15 protein-coding genes are annotated in these 15373 nt (G+C 65.7%); 11 read left to right on the top strand and 4 right to left on the bottom strand.

Translation table 11 applies throughout. From position 1 onward, the window contains the following. Positions 1–82 precede the first annotated feature (82 nt). The 11 genes from KK488_RS05615 to KK488_RS05665 are packed head-to-tail and all read left to right on the top strand — an operon-like array spanning position 83 to position 7261. Complete coding sequence (locus KK488_RS05615; RefSeq protein ID WP_214622159.1) at positions 83–556, top strand: RrF2 family transcriptional regulator; 474 nt, start codon at positions 83–85, stop codon at positions 554–556. Continuing rightward, positions 553–2028: a Fe-S cluster assembly protein SufB gene (sufB, locus tag KK488_RS05620; RefSeq protein ID WP_214622160.1), complete on the top strand. Its 1476-nt coding sequence runs from the start codon at positions 553–555 to the stop codon at positions 2026–2028. Before KK488_RS05615 ends, sufB begins: the two co-directional genes overlap by 4 nt. After that, positions 2025–2501: a hypothetical protein gene (locus tag KK488_RS05625; RefSeq protein ID WP_214622161.1), complete on the top strand. Its 477-nt coding sequence runs from the start codon at positions 2025–2027 to the stop codon at positions 2499–2501. Before sufB ends, KK488_RS05625 begins: the two co-directional genes overlap by 4 nt. A gap of 13 nt (positions 2502–2514) precedes the next feature. Further along, complete coding sequence (locus KK488_RS05630) at positions 2515–2892, top strand: hypothetical protein (protein WP_214622162.1); 378 nt, start codon at positions 2515–2517, stop codon at positions 2890–2892. A gap of 6 nt (positions 2893–2898) precedes the next feature. Beyond that, the gene (gene sufC, locus KK488_RS05635; protein WP_214622163.1) at positions 2899–3645 is read left to right on the top strand and encodes a Fe-S cluster assembly ATPase SufC; all 747 of its coding nucleotides are present in this window, start codon (positions 2899–2901) and stop codon (positions 3643–3645) included. After that, a complete protein-coding gene (locus KK488_RS05640) occupies positions 3642–3986 on the top strand; it encodes a hypothetical protein (RefSeq protein WP_214622164.1) in 345 nt (114 codons plus the stop codon). The genes sufC and KK488_RS05640 overlap by 4 nt, the downstream gene beginning before the upstream one ends. Further along, positions 3983–4738, top strand: a complete 756-nt coding sequence (locus KK488_RS05645; protein ID WP_214622165.1) for a SufD family Fe-S cluster assembly protein — start codon at positions 3983–3985, stop codon at positions 4736–4738. Before KK488_RS05640 ends, KK488_RS05645 begins: the two co-directional genes overlap by 4 nt. Then, entirely contained in the window at positions 4735–6033 is a 1299-nt protein-coding gene (locus KK488_RS05650; protein ID WP_214622166.1) for a cysteine desulfurase, read from the top strand. Before KK488_RS05645 ends, KK488_RS05650 begins: the two co-directional genes overlap by 4 nt. Beyond that, positions 6030–6515 carry an SUF system Fe-S cluster assembly protein gene (locus KK488_RS05655; RefSeq protein WP_214622167.1) on the top strand — a complete coding sequence of 162 codons (486 nt, stop codon included), beginning with the start codon at positions 6030–6032 and terminating at the stop codon, positions 6513–6515. Before KK488_RS05650 ends, KK488_RS05655 begins: the two co-directional genes overlap by 4 nt. 46 nt (positions 6516–6561) lie before the next feature. After that, on the top strand, positions 6562–6924 hold the full coding sequence (locus KK488_RS05660) for a HesB/IscA family protein (protein ID WP_214622168.1): 363 nt from the start codon (positions 6562–6564) through the stop codon (positions 6922–6924). After that, complete coding sequence (locus KK488_RS05665) at positions 6845–7261, top strand: low molecular weight protein tyrosine phosphatase family protein (RefSeq protein ID WP_349356854.1); 417 nt, start codon at positions 6845–6847, stop codon at positions 7259–7261. Before KK488_RS05660 ends, KK488_RS05665 begins: the two co-directional genes overlap by 80 nt. Positions 7262–7277: 16 nt before the next feature. Here the strand turns inward: KK488_RS05665 and KK488_RS05670 are convergent, their stop codons facing one another. The 4 genes from KK488_RS05670 to KK488_RS05685 all read right to left on the bottom strand — a co-directional run bounded on the left by KK488_RS05670 (position 7278) and on the right by KK488_RS05685 (position 15351). Beyond that, on the bottom strand, positions 7278–9566 hold the full coding sequence (locus KK488_RS05670) for a S8 family peptidase (RefSeq protein ID WP_214622169.1): 2289 nt from the start codon (positions 9564–9566) through the stop codon (positions 7278–7280). A 536-nt stretch (positions 9567–10102) separates the two neighbouring features. Further along, complete coding sequence (locus tag KK488_RS05675) at positions 10103–11497, bottom strand: RNB domain-containing ribonuclease (RefSeq protein ID WP_214622170.1); 1395 nt, start codon at positions 11495–11497, stop codon at positions 10103–10105. Between the two features lie 59 nt (positions 11498–11556). Beyond that, a complete protein-coding gene (locus KK488_RS05680; protein WP_214622171.1) occupies positions 11557–12483 on the bottom strand; it encodes a LysR family transcriptional regulator in 927 nt (308 codons plus the stop codon). Between the two features lie 429 nt (positions 12484–12912). Next, positions 12913–15351, bottom strand: a complete 2439-nt coding sequence (locus KK488_RS05685; protein ID WP_214622172.1) for a TonB-dependent receptor — start codon at positions 15349–15351, stop codon at positions 12913–12915. Between the last annotated feature and the right edge of the window lie 22 nt (positions 15352–15373).

The following is a 15373-nucleotide window of genomic DNA, read 5'->3' on the forward strand; positions in this document are numbered from 1 at the left end:
CCAGAAACAGCTTGATTTCTCACCCCGCGCAGCCCATCTGCCCAATCAGACTGATTTACTCTGATTTGAGAATCGTTCGCAGATGCGCCTTTCGAGTCTTGCCGACTATGCCGTGCTGATGATGCGCACCGCCGCGACACATTGCGGCGGCGCGCGGGCCAATGCCGCGAGCCTCGGCATGGAGGCGGGCATTCCGGTGCCGACCGCACAGAAGTTGGCGAGCATGCTGGGCCGCGCCGGCCTGATCAAGGCGACGCGCGGCACCGGCGGCGGCATCAAGCTGGCCCGGCCGGCGGCTGCCATCACTTTGGCTGACATCATCGAGGCGGTGGACGGGCCGATCGCGCTCACCGGCTGCCTGGACGCGGAGGGCGCGGATTGTTGCGCGTTGGAGCGGCCCTGCGCGATCCGACCGCACTGGGTCGGCGTCAATGGACTGGTCCGCGGCGCGTTGGCGCAGGTGACGCTAGCGCATATGATCGCGGCACCCGATCGCATTCCCGTCGCGGCTTATGCGCCCGCTCCGCGCCCGCTGGCGATGGAGGCGCTGTCATGAGCGCGCCGGCCAAGAATGCCGAAGCGCTCGCCGCGGCCGAGAAGGTCAGCGACTATGAGTGGGGCTTCGTCTCCGACATCGAGCAGGAATTCGCTCCCAAAGGCCTCAATGAAGAGACGGTGCGGTTCATTTCGGCTAAAAAAAATGAGCCGGATTGGATGCTCGACTGGCGCCTTAAAGCCTATCGCCACTGGCTGACGATGGAAGCGCCGGACTGGGCCAAGCTCGACGTGCCGCCGATCGACTATCAGGACGCTTATTATTATGCAGCGCCCAAGAAGAAGGCCGAGCTCGGCAGCCTGGACGAGGTCGATCCCGAGATTCGCCGCACTTATGAGAAACTCGGCATCCCGATCGAGGAGCAGAAGCTACTCGCCAACGTCGCCGGCAGCCGAAAGGTCGCGGTCGATGCGGTGTTCGACAGCGTCTCGGTCGCTACCACCTTCCGCAAGGAGCTGGAGGAAGCCGGTGTCATCTTCCGCTCGATCAGCGAGGCGATCCGCGAGTTTCCCGATCTGGTGAAGCGCTGGTTGGGCAAGGTCGTGCCGATGCACGACAATTATTTCGCGGCCTTGAATTGCGCGGTCTTCTCTGACGGGACCTTCGTTTACATTCCCGAGGGGGTACGCTGCCCGATGGAGCTCTCCACCTATTTCCGCATCAACGCGGAGAATACCGGGCAGTTCGAGCGTACGCTCATCGTCGCCGACAAGGGCGCCTATGTCTCCTATCTGGAGGGCTGCACAGCGCCGCAGCGCGACGAGAATCAGCTCCACGCCGCCGTGGTCGAGCTGGTCGCGCTCGACGATGCGGAGATCAAATATTCGACCGTACAGAACTGGTATCCCGGCAATGCCGAGGGGCTGGGCGGCATCTATAATTTCGTGACCAAGCGCGCGCTCTGCCAAGGCAGGAACAGCAAGGTGAGCTGGACGCAGGTCGAGACCGGCTCGGCCATTACCTGGAAATATCCTAGCTGCGTGCTGAACGGCGAGAACAGCGTCGGCGAATTCTACTCGGTGGCCGTGACCAATAACCGTCAGCAGGCGGATACCGGCACGAAGATGATCCATAACGGTAAAAATACCCGCTCGACGATCTTGTCGAAGGGGATCAGCGCTGGCCGATCCAGCGGCACCTATCGCGGATTGGTGCGCATCGCCGCCAATGCCGAGAATGCGCGCAACTTCACCCAGTGCGACAGCCTGCTGCTCGGCGATCAGTGCGGCGCCCACACGGTGCCCTACATCGAGGTCAAGAATCCGAGCGCCATCGTCGAGCATGAGGCGACCACCAGCAAGATCAGCGACGACCAGCTCTTCTACGCGATGCAGCGCGGCCTCGATCAGGAAGGGGCGGTGAGCCTCATCGTTAACGGCTTCGCCAAGGAAGTGCTCCAGCAGCTGCCGATGGAGTTCGCGGTGGAAGCGCAGAAGCTGCTGGGGATTTCATTGGAGGGGAGCGTCGGGTGAGCCTCGCCTTCTTTCTCCTGACGCAAGCGGCCATCGGTATCCCCACCGGCCCCGATCTTGCCGAGGTCGAGCGCGCGGTCGGCAAGTGCGACAGCGGCACGATGACCAAAATTTTCGCTGGCGAGCCGCAGCGACGGCGTGCGGCAATGATCGCCATCTTCAACGAGCAGCAGGCGGTGGTCGAGGCGCGACGGGCGCTGGCTCAGCGGCGGTTCGAGGCGATGAACAGGCCACCGGCTCCCGTACAGCCCAGCCAGTCCATTCCCGCTCAGCCCGGCGCGACACCCGTTCCGGCGGTCGCCGCTGCCGCACCATCACCGAATTTCGACATGGAGGCCCAGCAGCTCGCCGATCGCCAGCAAGCACTGGACGATGCGCGAATGCTGGGCGGCATGCGCGACAATGCCCTCGACATGATGCGCCAGCAATATCTGATCGGTTGCAATGGGAGCCTCGCCAGTGCCGGGAAATGACAGAGGGACACCCATGGTGAAGGCGCTCTGCGGCAGCGTCCTGCTCCTTGCCGGTGCGCAGGCGCCCGCCACGACCTATGCCGCCGATTTCGGCTTTCCCGAGCTCTATCGCGGCGAATGGGCGACGAGCCCGAAAAGCTGCAACGGGGAAGGCCGCGGCTATATGCGGATCAACATCACCGTCATGGGCTTCACCGACGCGGTCGGGCATCTGCAGACGCTCAAGCCGCGCGGCACCAACGCGATCGAGGTGGCGCTCGATTATCAGGCGCAGGGCAAGCACTGGCCCGAAACCAACATCCTCACCCTCTCCGCCAAGGGCGACAGGCTCACCCTCAGCGGCCACGGCAAGACCCGCAGCTACATGCGCTGCCCCAGCAAGAACAGGTAAGACAACGTGCTGACTATCGACAATCTCACGACACAGATCGACGGCAAGACCATTCTCAAGGGTCTCAGCCTGTCGATCAAGACGGGAGAGATTCACGCGATCATGGGCCCCAATGGCGCGGGCAAATCCACACTGGCGTACACGCTGGGCGGCCGGCCGGGCTATGAGCCGACGGGCGGCGGCGTGACGTTCGAGGGCGCGGACCTGCTGGAGATGGCGCCCCACGAGCGGGCTGCGGCCGGGCTGTTCCTCGGCTTCCAGTATCCTGTCGAGATCCCCGGCATCTCCAACGTGCAGTTCCTGCGGGAGGCGCTTAACAGCCAGCGCAAGGCGCGGGGTGAAGCGCCGCTTTCGGCCGCCGATTTCCTGCGCCTGGCGCGCGAGAAAGCGGCCCTGCTCGGCATGGACATGGACATGATGAAGCGGCCGGTGAATGTCGGCTTCTCGGGCGGCGAGAAGAAGCGAGCCGAGATGGTTCAGATGGGGATTCTCGATCCGAAGCTGGCGATTCTCGACGAGACCGACAGCGGCCTCGATATCGATGCGCTCAAGACCGTCGGCGCGGGCATCAACGCAATCATGCGCGCGCCTGACAAGGCCGTACTGCTGATCACCCATTATCAGCGCCTGCTCGATTATGTACGGCCCGACTTCGTGCATATCCTGGCTGACGGTCGCATCGTGAAATCGGGCGGACCGGAGTTAGCGCTCGAACTGGAGCGCGAGGGCTATGCGGAGGTGATCGCGGCATGATGCTGCTCGCCGCCATGCTTCTGCTGCAGGCGCCGGCCGAGGCAGAGCCACCCGACAGCGACTTCGATGAAGTCCAGGACATCACCGTGATCGCATCGAAGCTTCGGCAGATTTCGGTCGCGGTGACGCGCAATGCGCAGGGCAAATATCAGTGCGACCTCAGTGCGTCGACCGGCCTGACCAAACTCGACGGAGAGCTGTGTAAGGCGACGACGCGTTGCGTGCGCAAGGGCAAGGACAGCGAGAAAGATGTCAAGGCCTGTGTCGAGAAAGCGAAGCCGACCCTGATCGCGCGCATTCGCGACTATCTGGTGGCGCAGCGCGCGGGGACCGGGGTGTGAGCGCGCTTGCCGTTCTGCCGACGCGCCGCGACGAGGCGTGGCGCTACAGCGATCTTGCCGCCGCCGCACGTGTCTGGCCGGTCGACGAACCGGTCCGGTTGTCAGTCGCGGCGGGCGGGACAAGGACGCTCGCTATCCTCCAGGACGCCGATGCGGGCGAGACGGTCATTCGCGATCATCGGATCGAGGTCGAGGCGGGCGGGTCGCTCAGCGTTCATCTGCTCAACATCGGCGGCGCGCTCGGGCGGGTGACGTTCGACGTCACGCTTGGCGAAGGCGCGCATTTCGAGCTCAAGGCTGCCCTGATCGGCGGTGACGAGCAGACCATCGAGCTGGTCACGACCCTGCGCCATGCCGAGCCGGGCGCGACCAGCGCCCAGACGGTGCGCGCCATCGCGGCGGGCAAGGCGACGACCAGCTATCTCGGCCAGATCAAGGTCGCGCGCGGAGCGCAGAAGACAGACGCGGCGCAGAGCTTCAAGGCGATGCTGCTGGGCCGCACCGCCACGGCCAACGCCAAGCCTGAGCTGGAGATCTTCGCCGACGACGTGAAATGCGCGCACGGCGCCAGCGTGGGCGAGCTGGACAAGGCGGCGCTCTTCTACATGGCCTCGCGTGGGCTGGATCCCGCCAGCGCACGGGCGCTGATGCTGCAGGCCTTCATCGCCGGGCTGTTCGACGACATGGCGGATGAGGCCGAGCGCGCGCGCTTCGATGCGGCGGCGCTGGCCAAGCTGGAGCGGCTGGAATGACGATAGAGGCAAGCGTCCCGTTCGTGTCGAGCGATGTCGAGACACGGCCCGAGCCGACGTCGTTCGACGCGGACGGCGGAATTCCGCTGCCGGGACGAAATGTCAGAGCCGACTTCCCCGGCCTCGTCACCGCCGACGGTCGCCTCTGGCATTATCTCGACACCGCCGCCACAGCGCAGAAGCCGCAAGCGGTGATCGACGCCACCGTCCGCGCTATGGGCGCCGATTATGCGACCGTGCATCGCGGTGTCTACGCGCGCTCGGCCGACATGACGCTCGCTTACGAGGCGGCGCGGGTGCGGGTCGCGCGCTTCATCAATGCTGGCGGGACGGACGAGATCGTCTTCGTGCGCGGCGCGACCGAAGGGATCAATCTCATCGCGCAGAGTTGGGGCGGGGCGAACCTCAAGCCCGGCGACCGCATCCTGCTCTCGCAGCTGGAGCATCACAGCAATATCGTGCCATGGCAGCTCATCGCCGAGCGGACCGGCGCGGCCATCGACGTGGTGCCGCTGACCGAAGACGGCCGCATCGACCTCGACGCCATGGCCGCGATGATCACGCCCGCGCACAAGCTTGTCGCGCTCGCCCATGTCTCCAACGTCCTGGGCTCCGTTCTGGACGTGCAACACGCCGCCCATATTGCGCACGACGCCGGGGCGCTACTGCTGGTCGACGGCTGCCAGGCCGCGCCGCGCATGAAGATCGACGTGGCCGCGCTCGGCTGCGATTTCTATCTCTTCTCCGGCCACAAGCTCTACGGGCCGACCGGCATCGGCGTGCTCTGGGCGCGCGCGGCGATCCTCGCCAACATGCCGCCTTATCATGGCGGCGGCGCGATGATCGACAAGGTGACTTTCAGGCGCACAACCTATGCGCCGCCGCCTGCCCGTTTCGAAGCGGGGACGCCGGCGATCGTCGAAACGATTGGGCTGGCCGCCGCGCTCGATTATGTCGATGCGATCGGGCTGGATCGCATCGCCGCCCATGAGGATGCGCTGGTGCGCCGGACGCGCGATGCGCTGCGCGGGATCAATTCGATCCGCCTGCTCGGCCCCGAGGACAGCGCTGGCATCGTCTCCTTCGAGATGGCAGGGGTGCATCCCCACGACATCGGCACCATATTGGACGAGAGCGATGTGGCGATCCGCGCCGGGCATCATTGTGCGCAGCCACTGATGACGCAGCTCGGCGTCGATGCGACCGCGCGGGTGAGTTTTGGATTGTACAATGACGAGAGCGATATCGAGGCGCTTCTGAAGGGCCTCGATCGCGTGAGGGCATTATTCGGATGAACGAGGAAACAAAGATCAAGACCGAGCAGGTCGACAGCGTCGCGCCGGCGCCGCGCGCCCGCGTGAGCGATGCGGACGGTGCGCTGGAAACGGCTGCCCAGACGTTCGAGCGCAAGCGCGACTATCTCGAAGGTTTTCTCAAGCAGCGTCCTACGGACGCTCCGGCTGACGAGCCGGGCGGCGCGACCTACGACGCGGTGATCGACGCACTCAAGGACATTTACGATCCCGAGATCCCGGTGAATATTTACGATCTCGGCCTTATCTACGGGGTCGAGGTGAGCGAAGGCAGCCATGTCGCCATCACCATGACGTTGACCACGCCGCATTGCCCGGTCGCCGAATCCATGCCGGGCGAGATCGAGATGCGGGTCGGCGCGGTGCCGGGCGTCGGAACCGTCGACGTCAATCTGGTGTGGGACCCGCCTTGGGATCCGCAGAAGATGAGCGACGAGGCCAAGCTCGAATTGGGAATGCTGTAACAGCATAGCCCCTCCTCTTCAGAGGAGGGGTGAAGGAGGAAGAGAGATGAACGCACCGACGACCACGACCCGCGCCCGTCCCGCCGCCGTCATCCTGACGCCGAATGCGGAAAAGCGCGTTGCCGACCTGATGGCGGTGGCGCCCGATGGCGCGATCGGCGTCAAGCTCTCAACCCCGCGCCGCGGCTGCTCGGGCCTCGCTTATTCGGTCGATTATGTGACCGAGGCCGGGAAGTTCGACGAGAAGATCGAGACGCCCGGCGGCACCTTCTTCATCGATGCAGCCTCGGTGCTCTATCTGATCGGCTCGACGATGGACTGGGTCGAGGATGATTTCGCCGCCGGCTTCACCTTCGCCAATCCTAACGCCAAGGGCAGCTGCGGCTGCGGCGAGAGCTTCACGGTCTGACCGGAGCGGCCGGCTGAAGCGATTTCTCTTCGTCTGCAGCCAGAACCGGCTGCGCAGTCCCACGGCCGAGCAGATTTTCGCCGGGCGGCCCGGCGTTGACGTCGCCTCCGCCGGCACGAACAATGATGCCGAAAATCCGCTGACGGACGAGCTGGTCCGCTGGGCCGACACGATCGTCGTCATGGAGGCCATGCATCGCGGCAAGCTGCGGCAACGCTTCCGCGAAGCGATCGACGGCAAGCGGATCATCTGCCTGGATATTCCTGACCGCTATCGCTTCATGGACCCGACCCTGATCGATCTGCTCGAAGCGCGCATGGCCCGGCATTTGCCGTAAGGCCAGGGTGCGGACGTCAGAAGCCGATCGACCAGCGTAGTGCCATGCCGAGATCGTCGGGCATGTCGGCGATGTTGCCGCTCTGCTTGCGCAGGAAGAGGTTGGCGCCGAGCCAGCCCGGGCCGATGCCGCGGCCATAGCTCAGCTCATAGTCGCGCTGGCGGCCACTGGGCGTGAGGTCGAGCGGGACGATGTGGTCGGTGGCGATCCCGCTCTCCCAGTCCCAGGCATCGGGCAGCGTCAGGTCGAAGCGGCTGGCCGTGACGCGCAGCGGCTGCGAGATGCGCAGGCCGACAAGATCACCGGGCACGAAGACACCGGGCCGCGCCAGGTCCGCCGACCAGCTCTGGCTGGCCAGCGATCCGCCGTGGCGCAGCGCGCCGCCGGCCGCCGCGCGGGTCCAGCCGCGCTGCCAGTTTGCGGTGAGCGTGATGCCTGCGCCGGGCTCGATCGTCGCACCGAGCCGCGCGAAGAGACTGCGCGCGGACTGCGCGCCGAGCGTCGGGCTGAACCGGGCGCCGAGCGCGCTGGCAGGCTCATCGAGCAGGGTAAGGCCGGCGGTGAGGCCGAAAGCGCGACGCTCCAGACCCAGCGTCATCGAAATGGCGTGATAGGGCGCGGCCCTGTTGGGCAACCCATCGGGCGTCGCTGTCCGCCGCGTGAAGCCGGTCATGTCGCCGCTCTCGAAGCCGGTGGTCAGATCGAGGCCCGGTGCCAGGCTCTGCGACAAAGCGAGCGCGGAGATGGCGCGCATGTCGCTCTGGCCGGCATCGAAGCCGTGCCGGGCCATGATGAAGCTGGGTGCCGGGCGATCGGAAAAGCGATGCTCCATTGAGGCCAGACCGGTGCGCAGGCCGAGCATGACGCTGGCGGCCGGCGACAGCCGGGCCATGATCGTGCCGCCAAGCAGACGCGCCTGCGTCGCGTCCTGCGTCGTCAGCGCCAGCGGGCCGGCCAAGGGCACGCCGCCATTGCCCGGCGCGATGCTGAGCGCGAGGCGGAGCGTGGACGTGCCGACATCGACATGCCTCTGGCTGACGTCGAGCACGCCGGTCAATGATCGGACGAGCCCGGGTCGCCGAAAGTCCGGCGTCAGGTCGACGCGGTAGGCGCGCTGCATTTGATCGAGCGCGACGGCGCTGAGTGCGGCGGCGCGTGCATCGCCCATCGGCGCGGACAGGGCGCTGGTGGTCGACTGGGCGAGCGCGACGCCGGTACCGGCAAGGCTCAGCGTGCCCTTCGGCGCGAAGGCGGCGGCGATGTCGAGAATGCCCATGCCATAGCGCGCATCGGCGCCCGGCGCGCCGACGTCGCGGGCGGTGGAGAGCAGCAGGTCGACGATCTGCTTGCTGGTGAGATTGGGGAAGGCCTGCGCCAGCAGCGCGATCGCGCCCGAAATCTGCGGCGCCGCGAAGGAGGTGCCGCTGTAGAGAAATTCCTCGCCATTCTGGTTGAGGGTCAGGACGCCGTTGCCGAGCGCCGCGAGGCTCACATGCTCGAAGCCCTGCACGCCGGCCGAGAAGCTGCTGACGGTGTCGTTGCTGTTGACCGACGAGGCGATGATGACGAGGCCGTGGCTATAAGTCGGATCGGCAAAGGATTGCGCGAAGCCGTCGGGCACGACGAGCGGGGCCTCGCCGGCCGGATTATTGCCCGCGACGACGACAATGATCGTGCCGGCGGCGGTCGCCCGGCTCACAGCCTGCAGCACCTGGGCAGAGGCAGCCCCGCCGCCCAGCGAGACATTGACGACGCGCGCGCCGTGTTGCCAGGCATAGTCGATGGCGCTGGCGATCGCAGCGAGGGGGTGGACGCAGCCGTCCGGATCGCAGTTGCTGCGATCCTCCGTGCGGAGCGCCAGGACGGTCGATCCCCAGGCGACGCCCATGATGTGCTGGTCATTGCGGGCGGCGGCGATGACGTTGGCGACGGCCGTGCCATGGCCGTTGGCGTCGCTATAGTCGGCATTGCCGGCAAAATCGCGCGAGAGCGGGCTGATCCGCCCGGCCAGCTCGCCGGCGGGGTCGGAGAGGCCGCTGTCGACGATGCCGACGGTGATGCCCTCCCCGTTCGCGCCGGCCTGATAGGCTGTGATCGCATGATGATAGGACAGGCCGTTCGAACGGCGATACTCGGCCGTATCGTAGTTTGCCGGTGGTGTCGGCGTGGGTGTTGGCAGTGGCGTCGGTGTCGCCGTAGGGGCTGGCGTGGGGGTCGGCGTCGAGCTGACACCTCCGTCGCCACCGCAGGCGGACAGTGCCAGGGTCAGCGCCGACAGTGCGCAAATGCCGGTCCGGCACGTCATGCCTGGTGTAGTCCTCTTGTCCCGGATCATGATAGGGCCGGTCCTAGAGGCAAGATGGTTAAGGACCGATGCATCTATCTCGTCGGTGTTGGGTCCGTAGCGGTTGGGCCTCCCCTGTCCCATAAGGTCGGCGGCCGCCCGCCCCTCCGGAACAGGTTCTTCCGTCAACCATGAGCTCCAGAATAGGGCGGATTTCCAAGCCTCGCGACCAAAATGCAGAGGCGCCATTTTTTTGGGAACCGATTAGCCGCCAAGGTGTTGTCGCCGGTTAGAGCAGAGAGCTCGCGGGTGGGTTGGAAGGCGCAGGAGCGAATCAGCGGATTCGCGTACGGGCCGGCGAGGTGGTTGGACGAACCGCCCGTCAGGTCCGTTTCCTGATTGACCGGACTAATTCACGGCGGGGTCTCGGCAACTTCGTGCTTGCCGTGGTGGGAACGGGCAACAGCGCGGAGGTGCAGGCAAGCTGCTGCGCATGCAACCGCGCGCCTTGCCGCTATTGGGGTGCCAGGCTTGGTCGTCTGGCACCCCATTTCTTTCTAGTGGTCCTGATGCACGACCGAGAACTGCGATGTCCGATGCGCAAGATCGGTCGCATCAAGCCGGACCGTGACGGCATCGCCCGGCATCTTGCCCGGCGCGTCGATGCGCGAGACCACCGGCATGGCGCGCAATTGGATGCGCGCGCCGCGCTCGTCGATATCGGTGATGATCGCCGGGAAGGTCTCGCCTTCCCGGCCTTGCAGCAAGGCGACTTCGGCCAGGTCGATGGCGGCGCGGTCGATCCGCCCGCCCAGCGCGTCGGCGCGGGCCATGATCTTGGACAGGCGGGCGAAGGCTGCCGCCGTTTCGTCAGGCACCGGTCGACCATTGGCGATGGCCAGTGTCGCGTCCACGACATAGCGGTCGGCGAGGCGGCGCAGCGGCGCGGTGGCATGGGCATAGGTCGCGGCGACTGCGACATGCCAGGGGATGACGCCCGCCTGATAGGAATCGTAGCGCGCGCCATTGCCTGCGCGATGCACCGCGGCGCCGAAAGCGGCCTCGCGCGGCTTGTTCGGGTCGAGTGTGCGCTGGAACTGCGCGAGGCTCGCCTGCGCCGGCCAACTCAGGCCATAGGCGCGGGCGGTATTCCGCAGCCTCTTGACGACGCGCTCGTCCGGCGCGTCCATCGTGCGGAAGAGGCCGGTATGATGCGCGAGCAGCACTTGTCCGATGGCGATATTGGTCGAAAGCGACAGCATCGCGTTGCGATCCTCGGCGATGGCGCGCGGCCGGAAGCGCAGATGGAAATACCCGTCGGCGCCCCGGACGACCTCCTGCTGCGGCACGTCGACGCGCGCGGCGCCGCGCTTATCTTCCGCGATACATGCCCGTCGCGCGAATTCGGGCAGAAGCGGCGGCAGATCGGCCTCGCGTGCTGTCTCATAGGCGAGCTTGGCGCGGCTCTTGATAATCGCGCGCTCGGCACCGTCGAGCTGGGCACTACCCTGCGGATCGAGCCGGACGGTGAAGATCACAGCCGGACGCAGACCATCGGGCAGCAGGCTCGCAGCCTGCTCGCTCAGGATGGCCGGATAGAGACTGATTTTGCCATCGGGCAGATATTGGCTGGTGCCCCGTGCCCAGGCTTCCATATCGATCAGGTCGCCATCGCGCACGAACCAGCCGACATCGGCAATCGCATAATGTAGCAGCAGATCGTTGCCGCTCGCCTCGATGGCGAAGGCCTGATCGAGATCAGTCGAGCTTGCCGGATCGAGCGTGACGAACGGCTGGTCGGTGCGGTCGACATGCTCGCTCGGCGCGCGCTTGGCCGCCGCTTCGGCCGCCGCGATCACCTCGGGCGGGAAGCTTGCGGGAAGCTGCATCTCCACCCGGATGCGGGCGAGCCCGTCGCTAAGGACGGAGCCGGGATCGGCGAGCGCCTTCATGCGGTGTGCGCGCAGCCGTCGAGCGAACCGGCCATGATTGTCTCTCCTTCGTTCTCAGTTCAGCCGGCCTGGCTTGGCCGCTGCCGTTTGGTGATTTCCGTGATGAGCAGCCGCTCCAGCGCTTCGGTTGCGCGCGGCGCGAGCGGCGAGCGCGCGACGATGCGGCGCATCGGCTCCAGATCCGGCCCGAAGCGGGCGAGCCGCCCCTGCGCGAGCGCCGGCGCGACCTGCTCTTCCATCAGGATGCTGACGCCCAGCCCATCCTCGACGATGCTCTGGATAACGTCGGCAAATTCCAGATAGCGGACCGGGCGGCGTGGCCGGATGCCGTGCAGGGCCATCTGACGTTCGAGCCATTGCTCGGCAATGACGCCGAGATCAGGCAGGATATATTGCAGATCCTCCATGGCCAGCGTGCCCGTCGAGAGCAGGGTCGCCGTCTCGGGTGCTGCGACCATCAGGATCGGTACCTCGCCCAGCCCATGGCTGTTGGGCAGCCGCAGTGACGGACCCCCAACCGCATAGAGCAGCAGGTCGATGTCCCGCTTTGCGAATGCCGTGGCGATCTGCGCAGCGGGCAGCGTCGGGACGATTTCCAGCTCGACGTGGGGAAGTTCGGTATAGATGCGGGCGAGCAGGGGTTTCAGATAAGTATCGCGGGAGTGATTTCCGATCGACAGGCGGATACGCACTTTCTCTTCCGTTCGTCGCACATCTTCATGACCGCGCATCGCACGACTGGTCGAGAGCAGGGCCTCGGCGCGGTGCAACATGTCGATCCCCTGGCGTGTCAGGGTCGGCGTCGTGCCGCGTCGGCGATCAAACAGCTTATGGCCGAGATGGCGCTCGAGCGTGGTGATATGGTCGCTGACCGCGGGTTGCGAGATGCCGAGCTGGTCGGCCGCCAGTGCAAAGCTGCCGTTGCGCGCTGCGCAGACGAACGTGTCGAGCTGACGCAAGGTGAAATCGCCTTCCCGTCGCCGCACAAACCCTCCCGACCCATCTGAATAAGCCAAAGCTTATGTCTCTAATAAGCTCTTAATCACTTGCTTTGGCAATGGTAAATTCGCCTAATGCTCACAGCTTAAGCGCAAGGGGGCGCGGGACCCGCCGGAGGGGCGTTTTGTGGTCGACCAGAGTCAGCCCGTCGCGCAGAATCAGATCCGGTCCGTCGCCGGCAGGGTGGCTGATGAGGGTGCTGCTCGCTTCTCGGATGTTTCAGTTTCAATGGCTTATCGAATCCACGTCAAGACGCACATGAGAATCCGGCGCTGACGGGTCGCACGGGCTGCGCCGGTCGCTGCCGGCGCGGCCCACAACCTGACCGACGTTCCTCCTTCCTCACAAACACAGAAAAGGGCCATCGCATTGCGACGGCCCCTTCCTCGGATGGGCGAATAATCGCCGAGCCGCCCTCAGAACGTCTTGCTGAGCGTGATGCCGTAGGTGCGCGGATCGGCGGGCTGGCCGACGATCAGGCCGGTGCTGCCGGACTGCGCCGAGAGCAGCTCGAAATAGTCGCGATCGAAGGCGTTGCGGACCCAGCCGAAGACGTTGAAATTATCCTCGACGCGATAGCCCAGCCGGAAATTATGGACCGAGCCGCCGCCGATCCAGGTGTAGGCCGAGGGCGAGGGATTGGACGAGAAGCGGGTGCGATAGCTCGCATCATAGCCCAGATAGGCCTCACCATTGCCGACCGGCACATTATATTCGCCGCCCCAGGCGAAGGAAAAGCGCGAGATGCCGGGCAGGCGCTGCCCGGAAATGTCGCAGAAGGCCGGGCTGAGGCCGCCCGGCGTGCCCGGGGCGCTCGGCACCTGGGTGCCCGTCACGGTCGTGCCGCCGGAGAGCTCGGGCGGACAGGGTGCATCCTTGAAGCTCACATATTTGGCGTCGGTGAAGGCGCCGTTGAGGTAGCTGCGGAAGCGGTCGCTCGGTCGGAAGCTCGCATCGAACTCGAAGCCGCGCACCCGCACCTTCTCGGCATTGGCGAGATAGCCGCGGATGACGCCGAGCTGGCCGTTGGTGACGGTCGCCTGATAGTCGCCGACCTCGGTCCAGAAGCCCGCTATGTTGAGCGTCACCCGGCGATCGAGGAACTGGGTCTTGAGGCCGATCTCATAATGATTGACCGATTCGGGCTTCACCGTCTGGGTGCTCAGGATCGGGTTGTTGGTCGCGTCGAGCGGCAGGCCGGAGAGGTTGATACCGCCCGACTTGAAGCTCTTCGCGTAGGTCGCATAGGCATTGATGTCGCGCGTGACATTATAGGAGACAGTGAAGTCGCCCGAGAGGTTCCAGTCGCTGAAGCTGGGCTTGTAGCTCTGCGGCGCGAGGACGCCGCGCTGGTCGGCGTTCAGCGTCGTGCTGCCCGCCCCGGTGGTGACCACCGAGACATAGGATCCGTCCTTCCTGTCATAGTTGAGGCGCAGGCCCGGCTGGATGTGCAGCCCCTCGATCGGCTGCCAGTTGAGCTTGCCGAACACGGCGAAGCTCTTGTTGCTGAAGCCGATGGTGTTGGTCGAGGTCAGGCCGTTCAGCACCGAGGGATTGCAGGCATTGGCCGTCAGCGTCGCGCAGCCGTTGGCCAGGAAGGGCGGGTTGCCCGGATTGAGCAACCAGCGGCTTGCCGCCGGGCCCTGCACCTGCGAGCCCTGCGTGTCGATCTTCTGCCAGAAGTAGAAGGCGCCGATCGTGTAATCGAGCTTGCCGCCGCTGTTCGAGGCGAGCCGCACTTCCTGGCTGAACTGCTTCTGCTGCGAGGGATTCTGCGACACGGTCGTGATCGGCAGGCCGACGAAGTCGCGGTCGTTGGCCGGCTTCCAGTCCCAGTAGCGCCACGCCGAAACCGAAGTCAGCGTCACGAAGCCGAGATCCCAGTTGGCGGTCAGCGAGGCGCCGCCCATTTCCTGCCGGCTGTTGCTCGCCGCATCGAGATCGGTCACGCGATCGAACGGATTGAGGCTCGGCGGCGTATAGCCGAACGCGGCGGCAAGCGCGGCATATTGCCGGCTGAGCGGACGCTGCGTGGCGCCGGTGCGCGCGTAGATCTGGACGCAGCAGAGCGGGTTCTGGACGTTATAGTCGCCGGCCAGGGTCAGATCGAGGTTCGGGCTGGCGCGCCACAGCAGCTGGCCGCGGAAGGTGACGTTGTCGAGCCGGTGCACGTCCGTCCTGGTCGTGACGTCATAGATGGTGCCGTCGCGCCTGGTGAGCGAGGTCGAAAGGCGGACGGCCAGCTTGTCCGCGACCAGCGGGCCGGAGATCGATCCCTTGAACTGCATGAAGTCGTAGTTGCCGTAGCTCGCCTCGGCCTGGCCGCCCCAGTCGAAGCTCGGCGCCTTGGTGGTGATGTTGACCGCGCCGGCGGTCGTGTTCTTGCCGTAGAGCGTGCCCTGCGGCCCGCGCAGCACCTCGACGCGCTCGACATCGACGAAATCGAAGGTCGAGGCGCCGACGCGACCGACATAGACCCCGTCCAGATAGAAGCCGACGCCCTGCTCCAGGCCGTCATTGGTGAGGCCGAACGGCGCGCCGAGGCCGCGAATGTTGATCGCGCTGTTGCGCGGATTGGACGAGTAGAATTGCAGCGCCGGCTGCTGCTGCTGCAGGCGATTGAGATTGAACGCGCCGGTCCTGGCAAGCTCCTGCCCGGTGACGATCGACATGGCGATCGGCACATCCTGCGCGCGCTCCTCGCGGCGACGGGCGGTCACGACGATCTCACCCGTATTGGCCTGCGCCTGCGGGATGGCCGGATCGTCCTGCGGCGCGTCCTGGGCAAGCGCGGGAAACGGAAACAGCAGAGACGCGGCCAGCGCGCTCGACGAAAGAATGGACCTGCGGACCATGATAGGAACCCCTTGTTTTTGG

Source organism: Sphingobium nicotianae, assembly GCF_018603885.1.
In the GTDB taxonomy this organism is placed as follows: Bacteria; Pseudomonadota; Alphaproteobacteria; order Sphingomonadales; family Sphingomonadaceae; genus Sphingobium; species Sphingobium nicotianae.

Excerpts from the sequence above, each read along its gene's own strand:
- KK488_RS05615 (WP_214622159.1), top strand. The coding sequence starts at position 83 with ATGCGCCTTTCGAGTCTTGCCGACTATGCCGTGCTGATGATGCGCACC.
- sufB (WP_214622160.1), top strand. The coding sequence starts at position 553 with ATGAGCGCGCCGGCCAAGAATGCCGAAGCGCTCGCCGCGGCCGAGAAG.
- KK488_RS05630 (WP_214622162.1), top strand. The coding sequence starts at position 2,515 with ATGGTGAAGGCGCTCTGCGGCAGCGTCCTGCTCCTTGCCGGTGCGCAG.
- KK488_RS05640 (WP_214622164.1), top strand. The coding sequence starts at position 3,642 with ATGATGCTGCTCGCCGCCATGCTTCTGCTGCAGGCGCCGGCCGAGGCA.
- KK488_RS05650 (WP_214622166.1), top strand. The coding sequence starts at position 4,735 with ATGACGATAGAGGCAAGCGTCCCGTTCGTGTCGAGCGATGTCGAGACA.
- KK488_RS05655 (WP_214622167.1), top strand. The coding sequence starts at position 6,030 with ATGAACGAGGAAACAAAGATCAAGACCGAGCAGGTCGACAGCGTCGCG.
- KK488_RS05660 (WP_214622168.1), top strand. The coding sequence starts at position 6,562 with ATGAACGCACCGACGACCACGACCCGCGCCCGTCCCGCCGCCGTCATC.
- KK488_RS05665 (WP_349356854.1), top strand. The coding sequence starts at position 6,845 with ATGATTTCGCCGCCGGCTTCACCTTCGCCAATCCTAACGCCAAGGGCA.
- KK488_RS05670 (WP_214622169.1), bottom strand. The coding sequence starts at position 9,566 with ATGACGTGCCGGACCGGCATTTGCGCACTGTCGGCGCTGACCCTGGCA.
- KK488_RS05675 (WP_214622170.1), bottom strand. The coding sequence starts at position 11,497 with ATGAAGGCGCTCGCCGATCCCGGCTCCGTCCTTAGCGACGGGCTCGCC.
- KK488_RS05685 (WP_214622172.1), bottom strand. The coding sequence starts at position 15,351 with ATGGTCCGCAGGTCCATTCTTTCGTCGAGCGCGCTGGCCGCGTCTCTG.